19 protein-coding genes and 1 tRNA gene are annotated in these 21,692 nt (G+C 33.6%); 4 read left to right on the top strand and 16 right to left on the bottom strand.

Annotation, left to right across the window (positions count from 1 at the left end):
- Positions 1–76 precede the first annotated feature (76 nt).
- The 3 genes from VBY68_RS15430 to VBY68_RS15420 are packed head-to-tail and all read left to right on the top strand — an operon-like array spanning position 77 to position 3,781.
- Entirely contained in the window at positions 77–3,283 is a 3,207-nt protein-coding gene (locus VBY68_RS15430; protein ID WP_415270235.1) for an efflux RND transporter permease subunit, read from the top strand.
- Between the two features lies 1 nt (position 3,284).
- On the top strand, positions 3,285–3,590 hold the full coding sequence (locus tag VBY68_RS15425) for a hypothetical protein (protein WP_099215687.1): 306 nt from the start codon (positions 3,285–3,287) through the stop codon (positions 3,588–3,590).
- Positions 3,591–3,592: 2 nt separating this feature from the next.
- On the top strand, positions 3,593–3,781 hold the full coding sequence (locus tag VBY68_RS15420) for a YgaP family membrane protein (RefSeq protein WP_028891241.1): 189 nt from the start codon (positions 3,593–3,595) through the stop codon (positions 3,779–3,781).
- A gap of 4 nt (positions 3,782–3,785) precedes the next feature.
- On the opposite strand, the gene VBY68_RS15415 is transcribed toward VBY68_RS15420, so the two are convergent.
- The 16 genes from VBY68_RS15415 to mraZ all read right to left on the bottom strand — a co-directional run bounded on the left by VBY68_RS15415 (position 3,786) and on the right by mraZ (position 20,722).
- Complete coding sequence (locus VBY68_RS15415) at positions 3,786–4,589, bottom strand: zinc-dependent peptidase (RefSeq protein ID WP_415270234.1); 804 nt, start codon at positions 4,587–4,589, stop codon at positions 3,786–3,788.
- A gap of 156 nt (positions 4,590–4,745) precedes the next feature.
- Positions 4,746–4,819, bottom strand: a tRNA-Arg gene (locus VBY68_RS15410).
- An 11-nt stretch (positions 4,820–4,830) separates the two neighbouring features.
- Positions 4,831–5,277 (bottom strand): GatB/YqeY domain-containing protein, encoded by a 447-nt coding sequence (locus VBY68_RS15405; RefSeq protein ID WP_124590530.1) that lies wholly within the window; start codon positions 5,275–5,277, stop codon positions 4,831–4,833.
- Positions 5,278–5,347: 70 nt separating this feature from the next.
- Positions 5,348–7,210, bottom strand: coding sequence for a cell division protein FtsZ (gene ftsZ, locus VBY68_RS15400; RefSeq protein WP_124590528.1), 1,863 nt, complete (start codon positions 7,208–7,210; stop codon positions 5,348–5,350).
- Between the two features lie 84 nt (positions 7,211–7,294).
- Positions 7,295–8,635, bottom strand: a complete 1,341-nt coding sequence (ftsA, locus tag VBY68_RS15395) for a cell division protein FtsA (RefSeq protein ID WP_121147772.1) — start codon at positions 8,633–8,635, stop codon at positions 7,295–7,297.
- Positions 8,622–9,362: a cell division protein FtsQ/DivIB gene (locus VBY68_RS15390; protein ID WP_274639589.1), complete on the bottom strand. Its 741-nt coding sequence runs from the start codon at positions 9,360–9,362 to the stop codon at positions 8,622–8,624. The genes ftsA and VBY68_RS15390 overlap by 14 nt, the downstream gene beginning before the upstream one ends.
- A 1-nt stretch (position 9,363) precedes the next feature.
- Positions 9,364–10,710, bottom strand: a complete 1,347-nt coding sequence (gene murC / locus VBY68_RS15385) for a UDP-N-acetylmuramate--L-alanine ligase (protein ID WP_415270233.1) — start codon at positions 10,708–10,710, stop codon at positions 9,364–9,366.
- Positions 10,710–11,801 carry an undecaprenyldiphospho-muramoylpentapeptide beta-N-acetylglucosaminyltransferase gene (murG, locus tag VBY68_RS15380; protein ID WP_121147779.1) on the bottom strand — a complete coding sequence of 364 codons (1,092 nt, stop codon included), beginning with the start codon at positions 11,799–11,801 and terminating at the stop codon, positions 10,710–10,712. Before murG ends, murC begins: the two co-directional genes overlap by 1 nt.
- Complete coding sequence (locus VBY68_RS15375; protein WP_121147781.1) at positions 11,785–12,975, bottom strand: FtsW/RodA/SpoVE family cell cycle protein; 1,191 nt, start codon at positions 12,973–12,975, stop codon at positions 11,785–11,787. The genes murG and VBY68_RS15375 overlap by 17 nt, the downstream gene beginning before the upstream one ends.
- A gap of 16 nt (positions 12,976–12,991) precedes the next feature.
- A complete protein-coding gene (gene murD, locus VBY68_RS15370) occupies positions 12,992–14,326 on the bottom strand; it encodes a UDP-N-acetylmuramoyl-L-alanine--D-glutamate ligase (RefSeq protein ID WP_415270232.1) in 1,335 nt (444 codons plus the stop codon).
- The gene (gene mraY, locus VBY68_RS15365) at positions 14,327–15,553 is read right to left on the bottom strand and encodes a phospho-N-acetylmuramoyl-pentapeptide-transferase (protein ID WP_099215552.1); all 1,227 of its coding nucleotides are present in this window, start codon (positions 15,551–15,553) and stop codon (positions 14,327–14,329) included.
- 3 nt (positions 15,554–15,556) lie between these two features.
- The gene (locus VBY68_RS15360) at positions 15,557–17,023 is read right to left on the bottom strand and encodes a UDP-N-acetylmuramoyl-L-alanyl-D-glutamate--2,6-diaminopimelate ligase (protein WP_415270231.1); all 1,467 of its coding nucleotides are present in this window, start codon (positions 17,021–17,023) and stop codon (positions 15,557–15,559) included.
- The gene (locus VBY68_RS15355) at positions 17,024–19,036 is read right to left on the bottom strand and encodes a penicillin-binding protein (RefSeq protein ID WP_415270230.1); all 2,013 of its coding nucleotides are present in this window, start codon (positions 19,034–19,036) and stop codon (positions 17,024–17,026) included.
- A gap of 6 nt (positions 19,037–19,042) precedes the next feature.
- Complete coding sequence (locus VBY68_RS15350) at positions 19,043–19,372, bottom strand: FtsL-like putative cell division protein (RefSeq protein ID WP_099215555.1); 330 nt, start codon at positions 19,370–19,372, stop codon at positions 19,043–19,045.
- Positions 19,372–20,268 (bottom strand): 16S rRNA (cytosine(1402)-N(4))-methyltransferase RsmH, encoded by an 897-nt coding sequence (gene rsmH / locus VBY68_RS15345; protein ID WP_415270229.1) that lies wholly within the window; start codon positions 20,266–20,268, stop codon positions 19,372–19,374. Before rsmH ends, VBY68_RS15350 begins: the two co-directional genes overlap by 1 nt.
- Positions 20,255–20,722 carry a division/cell wall cluster transcriptional repressor MraZ gene (gene mraZ / locus VBY68_RS15340; RefSeq protein WP_124590512.1) on the bottom strand — a complete coding sequence of 156 codons (468 nt, stop codon included), beginning with the start codon at positions 20,720–20,722 and terminating at the stop codon, positions 20,255–20,257. The genes rsmH and mraZ overlap by 14 nt, the downstream gene beginning before the upstream one ends.
- Before the next feature lie 202 nt (positions 20,723–20,924).
- Between mraZ and VBY68_RS15335 the strand changes: the two genes are divergently transcribed.
- Positions 20,925–21,689: an alpha/beta fold hydrolase gene (locus VBY68_RS15335; RefSeq protein WP_099215558.1), complete on the top strand. Its 765-nt coding sequence runs from the start codon at positions 20,925–20,927 to the stop codon at positions 21,687–21,689.
- The last annotated feature ends 3 nt before the right edge of the window (positions 21,690–21,692 follow it).

Raw genomic sequence — 21,692 nt, 5'->3', positions numbered from 1 at the left:
CGTTAGGGATAGAAGCAAGCTACCATGTAGCGCGAATAGCCCGACCACCTAGTGGTAACGCCCAAAATAATAAAACATGAAAGAAGGTTTAGCAGGAAAAATAGCCAAAGGGTTTATAGGCTCTAAACTTACCATATTATTAATGGTAGTGTTTATGGTAATTGGTGTGTACAGTTCTTTTTTAATTCCGAGAGAAGAAGAACCACAGATTGATGTGCCTATGGCTGACATTTTTGTAGGGTATCCAGGAGCGAGCCCTACAGAGGTAGAATCGAGAGTTATCAAACCCTTAGAAAAAATAATTTCGAACATCAAAGGAATAGAGTACGTATACTCTACTTCGATGAAAGAACAAGGAATGGTCATTGTTCAGTTTTATGTTGGAGAAGACATCGAGCGCTCGTTCGTAAAACTATACAATGAGATTAACAAACATATGGATCAAATGCCGAAAGGTGTTACGATGCCTTTGGTAAAAACACGTGCAATTGATGATGTACCTATGTTAGGGTTGACATTATGGAGTGAAAACTATGATGACTATCAATTAAAACAAATGGCACAAGAACTTACCAACGAAATCGAAAAGGTAAACGATGTAGCGATTACTCAAAAAATTGGAGGTAGAAATCGTGAAGTACGTGTGGTCGTAGATAAAGATAAATTAGCCGCTAGTGGGCTAGACTTTTTATCGGTTACTGAAATGCTAAAAGCCAGCAATCAGCAACTGAGTGCTGGAAGTTATGATAAAAATGATACCGAGTTTTTAGTAACTACAGGGAAGTTTTTACAATCTGCTGAAGATGTTAAAAACTTAGTGGTTGGTGTACAACAAAATCAACCGATTTATTTAAAACAAGTTGCGAACGTACTAGACGGTCCAGAAATTCCTAAAAACTATGTAAGTTTTGGGTACGGACAAGCGAGTAGTAATGCTTCGACATATCAATCAGAATATCCAGCGGTAACCATATCGGTAGCTAAACGAAAAGGTGCAGATGCAATGCAAATTGCCGATGTTATTTTAGCTAAGGTTGATCATTTACGCACCAACTTAATTCCTGATGATGTACATGTTGAAGTTACACGTAACTATGGTGAAACAGCATCTCAAAAAGTGTCAGAATTATTATTACACTTAATCGGTGCAATTATCGCCGTAACTTTAGTCGTAATGTTGGCCATGGGATGGCGAGGTGGTTTAGTAGTATTCTTATCAGTTCCCATCACTTTTGCGCTTACCTTGTTAAGTTACTACATGTTAGATTATACCTTAAACAGAATTACCTTATTTGCTTTGGTATTTGTAACAGGTATTGTGGTAGATGATTCCATTATTATTGCCGAAAATATGCATAGGCATTTTAAAATGAAACGATTACCGTTTAAGCAAGCTGCCTTATATGCTATTAACGAAGTAGGTAACCCAACTATATTAGCCACTTTTACCGTAATTGCTTCGGTATTACCAATGGCATTCGTTTCTGGATTAATGGGACCTTATATGAGTCCGATGCCTATTGGAGCTTCTATCGCCATGATTTTGTCATTATTTGTTGCGTTAACGATTACTCCGTATTTAGGATATATTTTCTTACGCGAAAAAGACAAGCATGGTGCCGAGGAAAAGGTTGAAGAAGATGAAACCAAAGCAATGCAAAGCACGCTAATCTATAAATTGTATGAACGATTCGAGCGTCCGCTTATTGAAAATAAAACCAAGCGTTGGGCTTTCTTAGGAATCACTATTGTTTTATTACTAGGTTCTATGTCGTTGTTTTTTACCAAATCGGTAGCTGTAAAGATGTTGCCTTTTGATAATAAAAACGAATTCCAGGTAGTAATTGATATGCCTGAAGGTACCACATTAGAGCGTACCGATGCGGTAACCAAAGAAATTGCACAGTATTTAGCTACACGACCAGAAGTAGTAAACTACCAAAGTTATGTAGGTACTTCTGCCCCAATTACCTTTAACGGATTGGTACGTCACTACGATTTACGTGGTGGTAGTAATATGGCGGATATTCAGGTAAACTTGGTTGACAAAAAAGATAGAAGTATACAAAGTCACGATATAGCTAAATTGATGCGTGGTGATATTCAAAACATTGCTCAAAAGTTCAAAGCAAATGTAAAATTAGTAGAAGTTCCACCAGGACCACCTGTATTATCAACCATTGTTGCTGAAGTGTACGGGCCAGATTATGAAAAGCAAATTGAAATTGCTAATGAAGTTCAAAACATCTTACATAATACAAATGACGTTGTAGATATCGATTGGATGGTAGAAGACAATCAAACTGAATATGAGTTTGTAATCGACAAGGAAAAAGCAATGTTGTATGGTGTGGCACCTCAGCAAATTGCTTACACATTGAATATGGCATTGTCTAACAGAGCGGTTTCAACCTTATATGATGAAGATGCTTCTAATCAAGTAGGAATTGTGTTTGCTTTGGATGAGAAAGAGAAGTCTTCTGTTCAAGATATTGCTCAGTTACAGATTAAATCGCAACACGGCAACATGGTTTCTATAAGTGATTTAGTTTCTATTGAAGAAAAGAACAGCGCAAAAAGTATTTACAGAAAGAATCAAAAACGTGTGGTATATGTGATGGCTGATATGGCTGGGGAATTGGAAAGTCCTGCTTATGCTATTTTAGGGATGGAAGAAAAATTAAAAGAGATTCCACTTCCAAAGGGATATGAATTGAACGAATTATATATTAAACAACCCGATTTTGAAGATAATTACACCGTAAAATGGGATGGTGAATGGCAAATTACCTTAGAGGTGTTTAGAGATTTAGGTATCGCCTTTTTAGGAGTAATCATTATTATTTATATGTTGATTGTAGGGTGGTTTCAAAACTTTAAAGCTCCAATTGTAATGATGGTTGCAATTCCATTGTCTATGGTAGGAATCATTTTAGGACACTGGATGATGGGGGCTTATTTTACAGCTACTTCATTTATTGGAATGATTGCCCTAGCAGGAATTATGGTACGAAACTCCGTCTTACTTATTGACTTCGTTAATTTACGTTTAGCAGAAGGAATTCCGTTAAAACAAGCTGTTATAGAAGCTGGTGCTGTTCGTACTACTCCTATCTTATTAACCGCAGGTACGGTAGTTATTGGGGCATTTGTAATCTTATTCGACCCTATTTTCCAAGGATTAGCCATTTCTTTAATGGGAGGAACTATTACTGCAACTGTACTAACCTTATTAGTAGTACCATTAGTATACTATTTAATTGAACGTAAAAACTATAAATAAGATGAAGTTATTAATAATAACCGTAGTTGATGGGCTTCAAAATGAAGTAATGAAACTATTAAAAGAAGCAGCTATAGATAATTTTAGTGCTTCTGATATTGAAGGTTTTCGAAATTCTTTTCCTGTAATTTCTGTAAATGATTGGTTTTCTGGAAATGAAAAAGCAACTGGTTCATATATGTATTTCTCATTTACTGAAACTGATAAAATAGATACACTGTTTAACTTAATTGAAACTTTTAATAAAAATTTAGAAACAAATAATCCAATACGAGCTGTTGTGGTTCCTATTGATAAATATATTTAATTATGAAGAATAGAATTGTACGTGGTATTGCTGGTAGTTTTATACTTATTAGTTTAATCTTAGCTATTAAAGTAAATATTAATTGGTTATGGTTTACTGCTTTTGTAGGTGCCAATTTATTACAATCATCATTAACCAAATGGTGTTTAATGGATGATATTTTAACCAAGGTTTTTAAAGTAAAAGAGTAACTATTTATACTACAGAATAGTTTAACATGAGTTGAATCTTTTTATACAATTGTGGAAATTGTTGCTGTAAATCTTTTGGAGTTTCAAAAAAGTGCTCCATAATTACAGCAACAAATTCCAATTTATTTGTTAATGCATATGCTCTAAAATAACCTGATGATTTAATTCTTTCAGCATTCGCTTTATCATCCATAAAACTGGTTATTTCTTCAAATAAACGGTAATAAATTCGGGCACTTACATCTTTCGATTTTCTTCCATGAAAGGTTAACGCATGTGAAAACTCATGAATTCCTAAGTTTAAATTATCATTCAATACAATATCTCCTAACAAAAAATCTTCCCAAGAAAACACAATAGATTTTAGTCTTGGGTTAAACTCTCCTTTATGATATTGTTTAGTTATTGTTGAATAAAAACTAGTAGGATATATTATAATTTTATCGAAAGTTGTTGTAAGATATTTACGCATTCCGAAAGTTAATTTAACATATGATGCTGCTATTAAAACTTTTGCTTCTGGAGTTAACTCAAAGTCGTCTCTTTCAACAAAATTATAGGTTCTAATAAACTTTGTCAATCGATGTTCAAAATATACTTTTTGTTTTTCATCTAGTTTCTTATAGAACCTTATATTTTCAACTAAAAACTCTTTCTTCTTTTTAGGTAGCTTCTTCTTTATTGGGTAAAAATGCACAAAAAGAGGTTTGTTAAATATGTACACATAAATAGACTCTACAACATTAACTCCAACCCCTATAAAGCCTAGAAAAAAAGCGGTATATTTTATAAGAAAAACAGGTTTCATACTAATTTTAAAAAAGCTCTAATATAAGTCTATGTAACTTAAGTTACATAAGTTCATACATCTGTTTTGTAATATTGCTCAGTTAAGCAACTTTTTCCAATCATTTCCCTAAAAAAAAGCAGTAGATACAATTGTATCTACTGCTCATATTTTTTGCGACCCAGAGAGGACTCGAACCCCCAACCCTCAGAGCCGAAATCTGATGTTCTATCCAGTTGAACTACTGAGTCTATAAATTTTGTTAAGCTAATTTAGCTTTTACAATTGCTGAAATAGTTTTTCCATCTGCTTGTCCTGCTAATTGTTTAGATACAATTCCCATTACTTTACCCATATCCTTCATACCATCTGCTCCAACATCTGCAATAGTTTTCTCTACAATATTTCCAATTTCTTCTTCGCTTAAGGCCTCTGGTAAAAATTGTTCTAAAATAGCAGCTTCTGCCAATTCTGGTTCTGCTAAATCATTACGACCTTGCTCTGCAAAAACAGCAGCACTATCTTTACGTTGCTTTACTTGTTTTTGAATAATCTTTAATTCTTCTACTTCGGATAATTCTCCTGCTCCTGCTTCAGTATTTGCCAGCATAAATGCTGATTTCAACGCCCTTAAAGCTGTTAAAGCTACCGTGTCTTTAGACTTCATAGCTTCTTTCATTTTATCCATTACCTGTTTTTGCAAACTCATAATTTTATGTTTTTAAAGTATTAAAAAATCCCGATAAATCGGGATTTTAAAAATAAGTGTTATTCTTTTATTAATCTACATTATCGTGTAAAAACGAGTTATTAGAACGTAATAAATCGTTATTATCTGTATTTAATGCTGTATCTGACTTACTAATATCAGAACCTGCATCAATATCAACTCCTAATCTTTTATAAGCTGGTTGACGCTCAATTTCGTCTATGTTTTTACTAACCTGGTCGTTAAACTTGTAGTTAAAACCTTTCATTTTTTCACGTCTTTCCTGTGCTCTTTTTTGCAATTCAGAAATTGTTAAGTCCAACGGAGAAACTTCTTCGCTTGAAGTGTCTATGTTATTAATTTCTTCTTGCGTTTTAGATTTTACCTCAAATTGCAACTCTTCTTCTATCTCTTCCTTAATTGTTGGAGTAGAACTTTTACCAATTGTTGGTTGTGCACTAAAATCATCTAGTACATAACGTTTTTCAACTTTATGATACTTTACTTCTTCAGCTTTTACTTCAATATTTTTAATCTCGCTAGTTGTTTCAACTAAATGAGAAGCTGGTTTTATTTCTTCGTAAGAGTTTAATGGTAAATCAAACAACAAATCTTGCTGAGTTGGTTGCTCTTTTACTTCTCTTTCTTCTACTTTTGGTTCAGCTATATTTGTAATAATAAAATCGTCTTCAGAAACTGTTTCTATTTCAATCTCATCATATACTACATCAATATTTTTTATTGCTTCCGTTGTAGGAATAATCTCTGATTTAGGTTCAGGCTTTTCTTCCTCTAAAACATGAACAACTTTATTTGATGGTGTACTTTTTATAGGCTCATCAATTGCTGGAGATGTTTGTATATTCTGGTCTCCAAAATTATAAGTTGCCTTTTGCTCATCTTCTAAAGTATGAACTATTTTTTTCACCTCTGTATTGGTAATATTACCTTGCTGATCGGCAGCGAAACCCGTAGCTACAACTGTTACTGCTATTCCATCTTCTAATGTTTCATCCTCACCGATACCCATAATAATATTGGCATCATAACCTGCTTCATCTTGGATGTAGTCATTAATTTCACCTATTTCATCTAGAGTAACTTCATTACCTCCAGAAACGATTAATAACAATACATTTTTAGCTCCTGTAATTTTATTATCGTTCAATAATGGTGAATCTAATGCCTTTACAATAGCATTTTTAGCTCTGTTTGCTCCTGTTTCTTTTGCAGAACCCATAATTGCTGTACCACTATTTGATAATACCGTTTTTGCATCATGTAAATCGATATTTTGTTTGTAGTGATGTGTAATTACCTCTGCTATACCTTTTGCCGCTGTTGCTAATACTTCATCAGCTTTAGAGAATCCTGCTTTAAACCCTAAGTTACCATAAACTTCGCGCAGTTTATTATTATTGATAACAATTAATGAGTCAACATTATTACGTAGCTCATCAATTCCTTTTTGAGCTTGTTTTGAGCGCATTCTTCCTTCAAATTGAAATGGCATAGTAACGATACCTACCGTTAAAATATCCATATCTTTAGCAATTTTAGCAATGATTGGAGCTGCTCCTGTACCGGTTCCTCCTCCCATACCTGCGGTAATAAACACCATTTTGGTATGTGTACTCAACATTTGTTGAATTTCCTGCATACTTTCAGCCGCTGCTTGTGCTCCAATTTCTGGATTAGCACCTGCACCTAACCCAGAAGTTAAGTGTGCTCCTAATTGAACTTTATTAGGTATAGGACTGTTTTCTAATGCTTGTGCGTCTGTATTACAAATTACGAAATCTACTCCGTGAATTTGTTTACTATACATGTGGTTTACTGCGTTGCTTCCTCCCCCACCAACACCAATTACTTTAATGGCATTCGATTGTGTCTTTGGCATGTCGAATGAAATGTTATCAAATTCTGCGCTCATAATAACTTTTCTTTTTTATTAATTCTTATTCAATTTTACACTCCTTTTTAGGGGATTAATCAGGAGTATTCTTATATATACTAATTACTCTGCGTTATCTAAAAATTCTTTGAATCGTTCAGTAAACTTATCAAAAAACGATTTAGATTTTTTCGCTTTGTGTTCCTTCTCTTCTTGGATTTCTTCTGCTATTTCTTTTTCCTCTTCAATAGCTTCTTCTACTAACGCCTCTGGCGCTTCTTCTACAACTACTTTTTCTTCTACTTCTTTTTGTAAACCTTCCATTAACAACCCTACAGCAGTTGCAAATGCAGGACTTGACAATGCTTCGTCAGAGTCTCCTGCTAGGTGTTCATTTGGATACCCAATACGAACGTCCATTCCAGTAATATATTCTACTAACTGGCGTAAATGTTTTAATTGAGCTCCACCTCCTGTTAGTACAATACCTGCAATTAATTTTCCTTTTTGAGTTTCATGCCCATAGTTCTTAATTTCAAGGTACACATGTTCAATAATTTCTTGAACTCTCGCATGAATTATTTTTGATAAATTTTTAAGTGTAATTTCTTTAGGCTCTCTTCCTCTTAACCCTGGAATTGAAACTATTTCCGTTTCTTTATTTTCTCCAGGCCATGCTGAACCGAACTTAATTTTCAATAACTCTGCTTGTTTTTCTATTATTGAACAGCCTTCTTTAATATCTTCAGTAATTACATTACCTCCAAAAGGAATGACTGCTGTATGACGAATAATTCCGTCTTTAAATATTGCTAAATCTGTTGTTCCACCACCTATATCAATCAATGCTACACCTGCTTCTTTTTCCTCTTGACTTAACACTGCTGATGCAGAAGCTAAAGGTTCAAGGGTAATATCAGAAAGGTTTAACCCTGCACTCTTGATACATCTGCCTACATTTCGGATAGAAGATACTTGACCAACTACTACGTGAAAGTTAGCTTCTAATCTTCCACCATACATTCCGATAGGTTCTTTTATATCTGGTTGGCTATCTACTTTAAATTCTTGTGGTAATACATGAATGATTTCTTCACCAGGTAGCATAACCAATTTATGCACCTGACTTACTAAATTTTCTATATCTGTTGCATCTATTACCTCCTCTGACTTTTCTCTTGTTATATAGTCACTATGGTGAAGGCTGCGTATATGTTGACCAGCAATACCTACTACAACATTCTCTATCTTATATCCTGAAATACTTTCTGCCTCTTCAGCTGCTTGCTGAATAGACTGAATAGTTTGCGTAATGTTATTAACTACCCCACGCTTTACACCTAAACTTTTCGCTTTACCAATACCTAAAACTTCAAGCTTACCGTATTCGTTTTTACGACCAATCATGGCAACAATCTTGGTTGTACCAATATCTAAACCAACTGCAATTTTATTGTTTTCCATCTTGATTTTGTTTTGTGCACACAACTTGGTTGTGGTATTTTACATTTATCGCTTTATAGTTATTAATGGTTTTGTCTTTAAATGCTTTGTTATAAAATGCTGTTAGCTTTTTAAACTTCATTGAAGCATCTGTTAACTCTCCAAAAATTATCTTATAATCACCACTACGAACTGTAAATATGTATTCGTTTTGGGCGTCTCTTTGAATAGCAATAATTTCTTTAGCGAAAAAACTATTACTATTTATGGTCTTTATTAACGTTGTTAATTCTTTGATTTCTTCTGGCTCCCTTACTCCTAAAACTAATGGTACTCTTGCTGAAAAATTTGTTGATAACGGAATTTCTACACCATACTTATCAACATAAAAAGATTTATCTTTATCAACAATTCGAGCTATCGGTGTTCGTTGTTTTATAGTAGTTTTTAACACCCCATCTACGGTTAAAAACACAGCTGTTTTTTCAACATACGGGTTCGCCGAAACATTAGCCTCTAGAAAGTGTAAATCTACCAATCTTTTTGGTTGGTTTTTAACAAATTCATTATTTTGTATTAACAATTTATCAACCATACTGTGTGTCAAAAAGTTATTGTCTCCAGCAGCAAACTCTACCACCGTGTTTTTTACCTTTTTTGCTCCATTTCTATTGGTTGTAAAACCATATAAAAACACCAAAAACATCAACAGCAAGAAAAAAGACAGATATGTTGCTAATTTTTTCATTCTATTTTTTGTGTTTTTCCTCTAATTTATTTTTTACTTCATCAACTAATAAACCAATATCTCCTGCACCTAACATTGCCACTATTTTTGACTCTGACTTTATGATTTCGTTGCTTAATTTTTCCTTCGACACTAACTTTTTAGTATCAATGGTTATTTTTTCCAATAACCAATTAGAAGTAACTCCTTTTATTGGCAATTCTCTAGCTGGATAAATATCTAATAATAGCACTTCGTCGAACAATGATAATGCTTCTGCAAAATCATCTACAAAATCTCTAGTCCTGCTAAACAAGTGTGGTTGAAATACAGCCAAAACTTTTTCTTTTGGATACATTTCTCTAACAGATTGCGCTACTGCTTTTATTTCAGTAGGATGATGTGCATAATCATCAATCAACACAACATCTTCAGTTTTTATTTTATAAGAAAATCTACGCTGTACCCCTTTAAAAGTTCCTAACTGTTTTTTAATTTTTTCTAATGACACTCCATATACATCTGCAATAGCTAGGGCCGCTAAAGCATTCATCATGTTATGATTTCCTGGTAAATGAAATGCTATATTTTTAATTTCTGATGTTGGTGTTTTTACATCAAAAACATATTTACCTTCTTCTATTTTTACATTATAAGCTTTATAATCTGCTGCTGCTTCTACAGCATAAGTTAACCCTTCTAATGGTAATCCTTTTGCTACAATCAAAGTATCAGAAACTTTACCTGCAAAATCTCTAAATGATTGCTGTAACAATTCATTTTCTCCATAGATATCTAAATGATCTGCATCCATAGAAGTTACACAAGCTATATTTGGTGATAATTTTAAAAACGAACGATCAAACTCATCAGCCTCAACAACTGAAACTTCATCACCTCCTAGAATTAAATTAGAATTGTAATTTTCTGCAATTCCTCCTAAAAACGAAGTAGCTTTTTCAGGTTGCATAATGTGCCCTAAAATTGAAGATGTTGTTGTTTTTCCATGTGTTCCCGCTACAGCCAAACAAAAAGTATTCTTAGTAATTTCTCCTAATACTTCTGCTCTTTTTAAGACTGTGTATCCGTTATCTTTAAAATAATTTAATTGTAAATGATTTTTAGGAACTGCTGGTGTATACACCACCAATGTTTTTTCTTTATTTAAAAATGAAATTGGAATATTTTTTACAGCATCTTCAAAATGAACTTCTATTCCTATTTCTTCTAAACTTTTAGTGATAGGTGTTGGTGTTTTATCGTAGCCTACTACTACTTTTCCATTGACAGAAAAATAACGAGCTATGGCACTCATTCCTATTCCACCAATACCAATAAAATAAACGTTATGTATCGTTTTTAAATTCACTAACTGATTAATTTTTCTATTTCGTTAACGATATTACTTGTTGCATTTGGTAACGCTAACTCATTAATGTTTTCACTTAAACTTTCTTGTTTCCCTTTATCTTTTAACAAGGTTTCTAATACCACTGGGAAGGTATCAAGCTCGTTTTCTTTTACTACTAAGGCTCCATGTTTATCTGCAATAGACTTAGCGTTTTTTGTTTGATGATCTTCTGCCACATTTGGTGACGGTATAAAAATAGTTGGCTTACCCACTATACATAATTCTGATACTGAACTTGCTCCTGCCCTTGACACAATAAAATCGGCAGCAGCATAGGCTAAATCCATCCTATTCAAAAACTGATGTACTTGAACATTTTCTAGTTCATCATATTTCTTATACTCTTCAAAATATAACTTACCACATTGCCATATTAATTGGACTCCTTGTTTTTTAAAGAAGTCTAAATTTGCTTCAACTAACTGATTTATCTTACGAGCACCAAGACTTCCGCCTAATATTAAAATGGTTTTTTTTGAAGTGTCTAATTCAAAAAACTCTTTCCCTTCTTCTATTTTAGTATGAATAAATAGTAAATCTTGACGAACTGGATTTCCAGTTTTTATAATTTTTTCTTCAGAAAAAAAACGCTCTAAATTATCGTATGCAACACATATTTTTTGCGCTTTTTTACCTAACAATCTATTTGTTATTCCTGGATACGAATTTTGTTCTTGAATTAAGGTTGGAATTCCTTTTCTATTAGCAACCATCAACGTTGGTCCACTTGCAAAACCTCCTGTACCTACAGCTACATCTGGTTTAAATTTTCGTATAATTCTATATGCTTTCCATAAACTACTTAATAGTTTAAAAGGAAACATTAAATTCTTTAAAGTTAGTTTTCTTTGGATTCCTGAAATCCACAATCCTTTGATTTCATATCCTGCTTGCGGAACTTTTTCCATTTCCATTTTATCTTTTGCTCCTACGAACAAAATATTAGCTTCTGGGTAACGAACTTTTATTTCGTTAGCAATTGCTATTGCAGGATAAATATGACCTCCTGTACCTCCACCGCTTATTATGATATTAATCGATTGTTTCATGTAAAATATCTAAAGGGTTATCATCTAAAATTGTTTCTTCAGTTTCGTTTTTAGAAGCGCTTACACTTAAAATCATTCCTAATGCGAAACATGTCATCCAAATAGAGGTACCTCCACTACTAATTAGCGGGAGTGTTTGTCCTGTTACTGGTAAAATATTCACTGCTACTGCCATGTTAATCATTGCTTGAAAAACAATAGGAATTCCCACACCAACAACCAACAAGGTTGCAAATATGGTAGTAGCCTTTTTGGCGGTTATTAAAATTCTGAAAAGCAATAAAAAATAAATAAATATTACCACTATTGCTCCTGCAAAACCATATTCTTCAACAATAATTGCATAAATAAAATCAGAAGAAGATTGGGGTAAAAAGTTTTTTTGCACACTTTTTCCTGGCCCTTTCCCTATCACTCCTCCTGTTGCAATTGCTATTTTAGCTTTTTCTACTTGATAATCTTCTTCACCATCTGGTTGAGAGAAGCTTTCAATCCTGCTTTTCCATGTATTCACACGGTTAGGCATTGCTTCGGGAAATGCCTTAGCTACTAAGATGAAAAATAGAAAAGCAAAAAGACCTATTCCTAATATATATCCTATATATTTTAATGGATATCCCCCAATGAACGATACCATTAAAATCATAAAGAACACCATAGCTGTAGTTGAGAAGTTTGCTGGTAATATTAACACTAGCACTAAACCTACAGGTAGCCACAACTGTAATAGACTTTCTTTAAAAGAAATTACTTTTTCTTTATTTTTCGCTAAGTATCGTGCAACATACACCATTAACACTAAGCCCGCCAATGTAGAGGTCTGAAATCCAATACCTACAAACGGAATACGAATCCATCTACTTGCATTGGCTCCTCCAATAGTAGTTCCTTGTGCCAAGGTAAAAACCAACAATAAAACAACAACAGGTAGCATTAAAACAGAGCCTCCACTAAAATATCTGTATGGAATTTTATGCACTCCATAAATTACCGCAAACCCGGTAATCAACAATACAATATGCTTTACCAAATGTCCTAAGGTAGAACCGTTACCAACTACATACACCAAATTGGTACTTGCACTATATATCGGCATAAATGAAAATATTGCCAACACTGCAACTATAGCCCAAATGGCTCGGTCTCCTTTTATATGTCGAAAGATGTTTTTCATCAATCTTTAATGTGCGTTATATATTTCTTACAGCTTCTTTAAACTTTCTTCCTCTATCTTCATAGCTTTCAAATAAATCGAAACTAGCACATGCTGGTGACAACAATACTGTATCTCCTTTTTGCGCTACTTTATAAGCTACTTTTACTGCTTCTTCTGCTCCGGCTGTTTCCACCATTACATCTACTACATTAGCAAAAGTATCTATGATTTTTTGATTATCTAATCCTAAACAAACTATCGCTTTTACTTTTTCTCTAACTAGAGGTAATAAATCTGTATAATCATTTCCTTTATCAACTCCTCCTACAATCCAAACTGTTGGATTATCCATACATTCTAATGCGTAAAAAACTGCATTTACATTGGTAGCTTTACTATCATTAATGAATTCAATTCCATTTACTTTTTGCACTTTTTCTAAACGATGTTCTACACCTTCAAAATCAGACAGGCTTTCTGCGATTGTTTCTTTTCTTACTTTTAACAACCTTGCAGCCATAGATGTAGCCATTGCATTTTTAGTGTTGTGCTTTCCTTGTAATGTTAGTTCAGAAACCTTCATTAATTTTTCTTCTGTATTAATTTTCATTATTATTGTGTCTTGTCTTAAAAAAGCCCCGTACTCTAATTCTTTTTCCATTGAAAATGGCACTAGCGTTGCTTCTGTTTTATTATTTTTTAACCAAGTTTGAATTGCTTCATCATCGGCGTCGTATATTAAAAAATCATCTTTTGTTTGATTTTTTGTAATTCTGAATTTTGAGTTTATATAGTTTTCAAATTCATATTCATATCGATCTAAATGATCTGGTGTTATATTTGTAATTATTGCAATATGTGGTTTAAACTTTTCAATTCCATCTAACTGAAAACTGCTTAATTCCAACACATATCCGTCATACTTATCATCAACCACTTGTTCAGCGAAGCTATCTCCTATATTTCCTCCAACTCCTACATTTAAGCCTGCTTTTTTTAACGCATGATGTATTAGCATCGTTGTGGTTGTTTTACCATTTGAGCCTGTAACTCCCACAATGGTTGCATTGGTAAATTCCGAAGCGAATTCTATTTCTGAAATCACTTTAATTCCTTTTGAAACTAACTTTTGCACAAGTGCAACTTTTTCTGGAATTCCAGGACTTTTCATCACCACATCAGCATTTAGAATTTTATCTTCTGTATGCTGATTTTCTTCAAAATCGATTGAATTATGTAAAAGAACTTTTTTATACCGTTCTGCTATACTTCCTTTATCTGAAACAAAAACTTCATACCCTTTTTGTTTTCCTAAAAGCGCTGTTCCTACACCACTTTCTCCTCCTCCAAGCACAACTAATCTTTTCATTTATCTTAACTTCAATGTTACTATGGCAAATACCGCTAACAAAATTCCTACAATCCAAAAGCGTACTACAATTTTACTTTCGTGATAATTTAGTTTTTGATAGTGATGATGTAGAGGAGACATTTTAAATATTCGTCTTCCTTCTCCAAACTTCTTCTTTGTGTACTTAAACCACGAAACTTGTAGTATTACCGACAAATTCTCAACCACAAATATTCCAGCTAAAACTGGTAGTAATAATTCTTTTCTTATGGCAATTGCTATAACCGCTATGATACCCCCAATAGTTAAACTTCCAGTATCACCCATAAACACTTGTGCTGGATAGGTATTATACCATAAAAACCCGATTAATGCTCCTGCGAAAGCTAAAATAAAAACGGTCATTTCTCCAGATTTTGGGATATACATTACATCCAGATAATCTGCAAAAATGATATTCCCTGATACCCAAGCAAAAATTGCCAGTGTTATCACCATAATTGCTGATGATCCTGCTGCTAAACCATCAATACCATCAGTTAAGTTTGCGCCGTTTGAAACTCCCGTGACAATAAAAACGGTAACAAAAATGAAAATTATCCATCCATATTTTTCATATCCATCTCCTAAGAAACTCAATGCTTTAGCATAGTCTAATTCATTGTTTTTCAAGAAAGGGACTGTTGTTTTTGTTGATTTGTGCGCTTCTCCAAACACTTTCTTTTTACCATCTACTTGCACAACTTGTTCTGAAGTAGGTAATTGTTCTTTTATGGTTACATCTTGGTGAAAATACAGCATAGATCCCACGATTACACCTAATCCTATTTGTCCTAAAACCTTAAACTTTCCTTTTAATCCAGCCTTATCTTTTTTAAATACTTTGATATAATCATCAGCAAAACCAATAAGCCCCATCCAAACAGTGGTTATTAATAGAATAATGATATATATATTTTCTAGTTTTGCTAAGAACAATACAGGAATTAATGTTGCAAGGATTATAATTACACCACCCATAGTTGGTGTTCCTGCTTTTTGTACTTGTCCATCTAAACCTAAATCCCTTACTGTTTCACCTACTTGTTGCCTTCTTAAGTAATTGATGATTTTTTTACCAAAAATAGTTGATATCAACAGAGATAATATGAACGCCATTGCAGATCGAAATGTGATAAACTGAAACACACTTGCCCCTGTTAAGCTAAATTCACTTTCTAAATATTGAAATAAATAATACAGCATTCGTTAGTGTTTTTTTAGTTGATTAAAATAGTTGGTTACTTCTTCTAAATCATCAAAATGATGCCTAACACCATTTATTTCTTGGTAGGTTTCATGCCCTTTTCCTGCAATAAGTACAATATCTCCAGAAACAGCTAGCTTACACGCCGTTTTTATAGCTTGCCTTCTATCTACTATTGATAGTGTTTTTTTATAATTTTCTGCCGCAACTCCTATTTCCATTTCATCAATTATTGATTGCGGATCTTCTGTTCTAGGATTATCGGAGGTAAAAACAACTTGATCACTTAACTGAGATGCTATTAATGCCATTTTTGGGCGCTTCGTTGTATCTCTATCTCCGCCACAACCTACAACTGTAATTACGGTTTCATTACCTGTTCGAATGTCATTAATAGTTTGTAATACATTTTTTAATGCATCAGGTGTATGTGCATAGTCTACTATTGCCGTAACTCCTTCATCTGAAACTGTGTACTGAAATCTTCCACTTACACTTTCTAGTTCACTTACGATTCGTAAAATCTCTATCTTTTCAAGCCCTAACAACTCTGCTACTCCATATATAGCTAACAAGTTATATGCATTGAATTCTCCTATTAACTTTGTCCAAAGTTCTACTCCGTTAATTGTTAACAAAGTTCCTGAAAGACGTTTCTCTAATACTTTTGCTTTAAATTCTCCAATTGTTTTAAGTGCATAAGTTTGTTTATTCGCCTTCGTGTTTTGCAACATTATTTGCCCATTTTTATCATCTATATTCACCAAAGCAAATGCTGATTTTGGTAACGAATCAAAAAACGATTTTTTTACATCACGATATTCCGCAAATGTTTCGTGATAATCTAAATGATCGTGAGATAAGTTCGTAAACACACCTCCTGTAAACTCTAATCCTTCCGTACGTTTTTGATGAATTCCATGAGAGCTTACTTCCATAAAACAATAATCAACCCCTGCCTCAACCATTTTTGATAAATATTTATTTATCGCTACTGAGTTTGGTGTTGTGTGTGTTGCCTTATACTCTTCATCATCAACCATCACTCGCACAGTTGACAACAACCCTACTTTATACCCTGCTTTTTTAAACAATTGATACAATAAGCTTGCAATTGTAGTTTTACCATTTGTTCCTGTTACTCCTACTAATTGCAAGCTTTTTGACGGGTTGTTATAATAATTTGCTGCTATTATTGCTAATGCAGCATTAGAATCTTCTACTTTAATATAGGTAACCTCTTCATTTTTATCTTCTGGTAAAGACTCACAGATAACAGTCTTAGCACCCAGCGATACTGCTTTTGCTATAAACTGATGCCCGTCTACCGTCACTCCTTTTTGAGCAACAAAGACATCATCTTCCTGTATTTGTCTACTATCGAACTGAATATTGTTTATATCAATATCTGTATTCCCATAAACTTCTTTTACAGCTACCTTATATAATATGTCTTTTAATTTCTTCAACTATGATAATTTTAAATATATCGTTGCACCTTTTGAGACTTTAACTCCTCTTTCTACAGATTGCTCTGTTACTTTTCCTACTCCTGAAAACTTAACTTTCAATCCCATATTCTCTAATAATGCAACCGCATCCATTCCGCTCATACCTATTACTTTAGGCATAATAGTTTTATACTTCCTTAGTTTTTGATAGTATTCTTGATATTCTTTATCGAGAACTTCTTCTGAAATATCATCAGAAACAAACTGATTATTGATTGCTGTTGAAGTATAAATTTTTTGAGCTATTTCTTTAAATATAGGAGCAGCAACCGTAGCCCCGTAATATCCTTTTTCTTTTTTAGGACTGTGAACCACCACTATACAAGAGTATTTTGGTTCATCAGCTGGGAAAAATCCTGCAAAAGAAGCTACATATTTTTGATTTGAATAATAACCTCCTTCGTACTCTCCCTTGGCATTTTTAGTTCTTGGAATATATTTTTTTGCAGTCCCTGTTTTTCCTGCCATAGAAAAGTTTGGTGAATAGATCCCTTTACCTGTTCCGTATTTTATAGTATTCTCCATCACTTTTCGAACCTTATCTAAGGTTTCTTGTGATGCTATTTTTTCTTTTACTACTTCTGTTCCAAAGCTTTTTTCTACTTTACCTCCTACTCTTAACTCTTTAACAAAATATGGCTTCACTAACTTTCCATTATTTGCCACTGCATTATAAAACGCTAATGTTTGCAATGGTGTAAGAGAAACTCCATACCCCCAAGCCATCCACTCTAATGAAATTGGACTCCAACTTTTTTCTGTTGGTTCTGGTATATAAGGTTTTCCTTCTCCTTTTATTTTTACACCTGTCAATTGATCTAAACCAAACGACTTAATTTTATCGGTAAATTTTTTCGGATTCTTATCGTAATGCTTTTGTATCGTTTTTACAATTCCTACGTTTGAAGAAACCTCAAACACTCTTCCTAAGGATATTTTTCCGTACCCCCCTCTCTTACTATCTTCTACTTTACGATTATTAATATAAATCCTTCCTTTTTCACAATCTACCACAGTTGATGTATCAGCAACTTTATCTTCCAGCGCAACCATTAAACTAGCCAACTTAAAAGTTGACCCTGGTTCGTGACTCTCCCAAACAGCGTAATTTCTTTTTTCGTAATATTTTCCTTTAGAAGTTCTTCCCAAATTAGATATCGCCTTAATCTCTCCTGTTTCTACTTCCATCACCACAGCACACCCATGATCTGCTTCAAAATACTCCATCTCTCTTAACAAAGCATGATGTGTAATATCTTGAATATTCACATCTATTGTTGTTATTACATCACTACCATCTATTGGTTCTTTCTCGTTTACATCATTAATTGGCTTCCATTGTCCCTTCGCAATTTTTTGCTTTAAACGCCAACCATTTTCTCCTTGCATATAATCTGCAAAAGCTCCTTCAATTCCTGCTCCTCCTCTGTAATCATCATACCCAATAGTACGCTCAGCTATTTTACCTATAGGATGCACACGAACTGTTTTTTGCTCCGCTATAAAACCTCCTCGATACACCCCTCTATTAAAAATAGGGAAGCTTTTCATTTTCACATAGTCATTATACCCTACATTACGAGCTATTAACAAATAACGATTTCTACGTTTTTTTGCATTACGCAACTTCTTTTGGTAGTAACTAGCTGGCTTACCTAGTAAACCTGAAAGTGATTCTGAAAGTGCACGAATATTTTTCTCAAAAACTTCTGAATCCACCGCTACCACATCCATACGAATGGTAAATTTTGACATTGATGTTGCTAGCAAATTTCCATCTGCTGCATACACATTACCTCTATTCGCAAAAATAGTGTCGTTTTTAACTGTTTTTTCCTCAGAAAGCTTTCTATACTTATCCCCTTCTACATATTGAAGTTTAAAAAGTCTAAAAATGATAACTACAAAGAAAAGCGTCATTAAAACAACAATCACATAGAGTTTGTTTAATATGCCTTTTTTTACTACCATTTTATATTACTCTTTATTATATGTTACTTTTATTTTTTGGGGCGGTTTTTTTGCGGGGAACAACCCTTTACTTTTTACTTTATCTCGAATACTACTTTCTAACTTCATCCTCATTAGCTCAGTACTCGTATCCACATCTTCAGCCCGCAATTCTCTTTTCTTCTTATTAAGCTCTGCTATTTGCACCACTTTTGCATCTGCACTGTGCGAGCTATATATCATTATTAACAACAGCACTACAACAAAAATCAAGATCCGCCAGTTTTTAAATGAGCTTTCGTCCGTAAGAAAACTCCCTCTTAAAAGATCGTATATACTCTTCCTTACCTTAGACATTACTTTAATGTTGCTATTCTTAGTTTCGCACTTCGTGCTCTGTTATTTTCTTTAATTTCTTCTTTTGTTGGTATTATCATTTTACCAACCTTTTTAAGTGGCACATTGATGTTACCATAAAAATCTTTTTCTGGCTCACCACTAAACAAACCTGTTCTTATAAATCGCTTCACCAACCTATCTTCTAACGAGTGATATGAAATCACACTCAATCGCCCATCCTCATTCAACAAACCTGGAATCTGCTGTAAAAATTCCTTCAACACTTCCAACTCTTGATTTACTTCTATTCGTATTGCTTGAAAAATTTGTGCTAGAATTTTATGCTCTTTGGCTTTTGGTAAAAATCTTTGCAGCACCTCTTTTAACTCAAAACTTGTATTAATCTCTCTATCCTCCCTTGCTTCAACAATTGTTTTAGCTAAAGTTCTTGCATTTCGCAACTCTCCATACAAAAACAACACATCTGCTAAATCTTCTTCAGTATATGTATTGATGATTTTTTTTCCTGACAACTCAGACTTTTGATCCATTCGCATATCTAAATCTGCATCAAAACGAGTAGAAAACCCTCTTTCAGCTTCATCAAATTGATGCGACGACACACCTAAATCAGCCAATATCCCGTCTACTTTCCTAACACCGTAAAAGCGTAAAAACCTAGATATGAATCGAAAATTCTCACCAATCAACACAAAACGCGGATCGTCAATTTTATTTTGCTGCGCATCTGGATCTTGATCAAAAGCAAACAACTTTCCTTTTTCTCCTAATCGACTCAATATTTCTCTAGAATGCCCTCCTCCTCCAAAGGTGACGTCCACATACACTCCGTCTTCCTTTATATTAAGTGCTTCTACACTTTCTTTCAACAAAACTGGACTATGATAACTCATCTGCTTCCGTATTACCCATTACTTCCTCTGCTAATTCAGCAAAATCAACAACAGCATCATCAATTACTTTTTCGTACTTATCCTTATCCCAAATCTCAATAATATTCACTGCAGAAGAAAGCACTACTTGCTTTTCTATTCCTGCAAATTGACATAAATCTTTCGGAATCAATATCCTTCCAGAAGCATCTACATCCACCATTTTTACACCGGCAGTAAACCTTCTGATAAAATCATTATTTTTCTTTACAAATCGATTTAGTTTATTGATTTTTGCCATCATTAAATTCCACTCTTGCATCGGATACAACTCCAAACAAGACTGAAACACAGAGCGTTTAATCACAAAACCTTCTTGTAACACAGAAGACAGCTGCTTCTTGAACGCTGACGACATCATCAACCTTCCTTTCGCATCTACCTTGCACTCATATGTTCCAATTAAATTTATCACGTAAAGAAACTATAGTTTGCATCAAAAATAAAAAATATTTACCACTTTTTACCACTTTTTACCACATTGTTGATAAGTTTTGGTTTTTGAGCTAAAAAACTGATACTAAAAGACTTCTATATCGCCGTTGTACACGAAATAATAAAAATGAAAAAGTGATAAAAAAGAACTACATTTGTGGTTAAGTCAAATCAGAAACATAATGACTGAATTTTTAAAGAAAGAAGACAAATTTATATACGCTGAAGCAGGAGAAGGAAGCCCAATTATCATTCTTCATGGACTAATGGGTGCTTTAAGTAATTTTAACTCCACTTTTAATCATCTTTCAAAAAAAGGATATCAAGTTTTTATTCCAGAATTACCCTTATACACTTTACCTCTCCTTAAAACCAACGTAAAGAATTTAGCTAAATTTTTACATGATTTCATAGAGCACAAAGGACTTAAAAATGTTACTCTATTAGGAAATTCTTTAGGCGGACATATCGCTTTATATTATACAAAACACTATCCTGAAGATGTCAAAGCATTGGTTTTAACAGGTAGTTCAGGATTATACGAAAACTCTATGGGAGATAGCTACCCTAAAAGAGGTGACAAAGAGTTTGTTAGAAAAAAAGCACAAGATGTTTTTTATGATAAAGCAATTGCCACAGACGAACTTGTAGATCAAGTGTATGATGTTATTAACGATAGAAATACATTGATTAGAACATTAGCTATTGCAAAAAGTGCAATTCGTCATAATATGGCTAAAGATTTACCCAACATGAAACAACCTACTTGTTTAATTTGGGGAAAACAAGACAGCGTTACTCCACCAGAAGTTGCTGAAGACTTCAAAAAACTCTTACCTGATGCTGATTTATTTTGGATAGATAAATGTGGGCATGCAGCTATGATGGAAACTCCAGAAGAGTTTAATGAAATTTTAGAAAGCTGGCTTTCTAAACGCGAAATATAACAA

Source organism: Tenacibaculum ascidiaceicola, assembly GCF_047470925.1.
Taxonomy (GTDB): domain Bacteria; phylum Bacteroidota; class Bacteroidia; order Flavobacteriales; family Flavobacteriaceae; genus Polaribacter; species Polaribacter discolor.
Note: the sequence above shows the minus strand (reverse complement) of the source record. Positions and strands in the feature narration are given on the sequence as shown.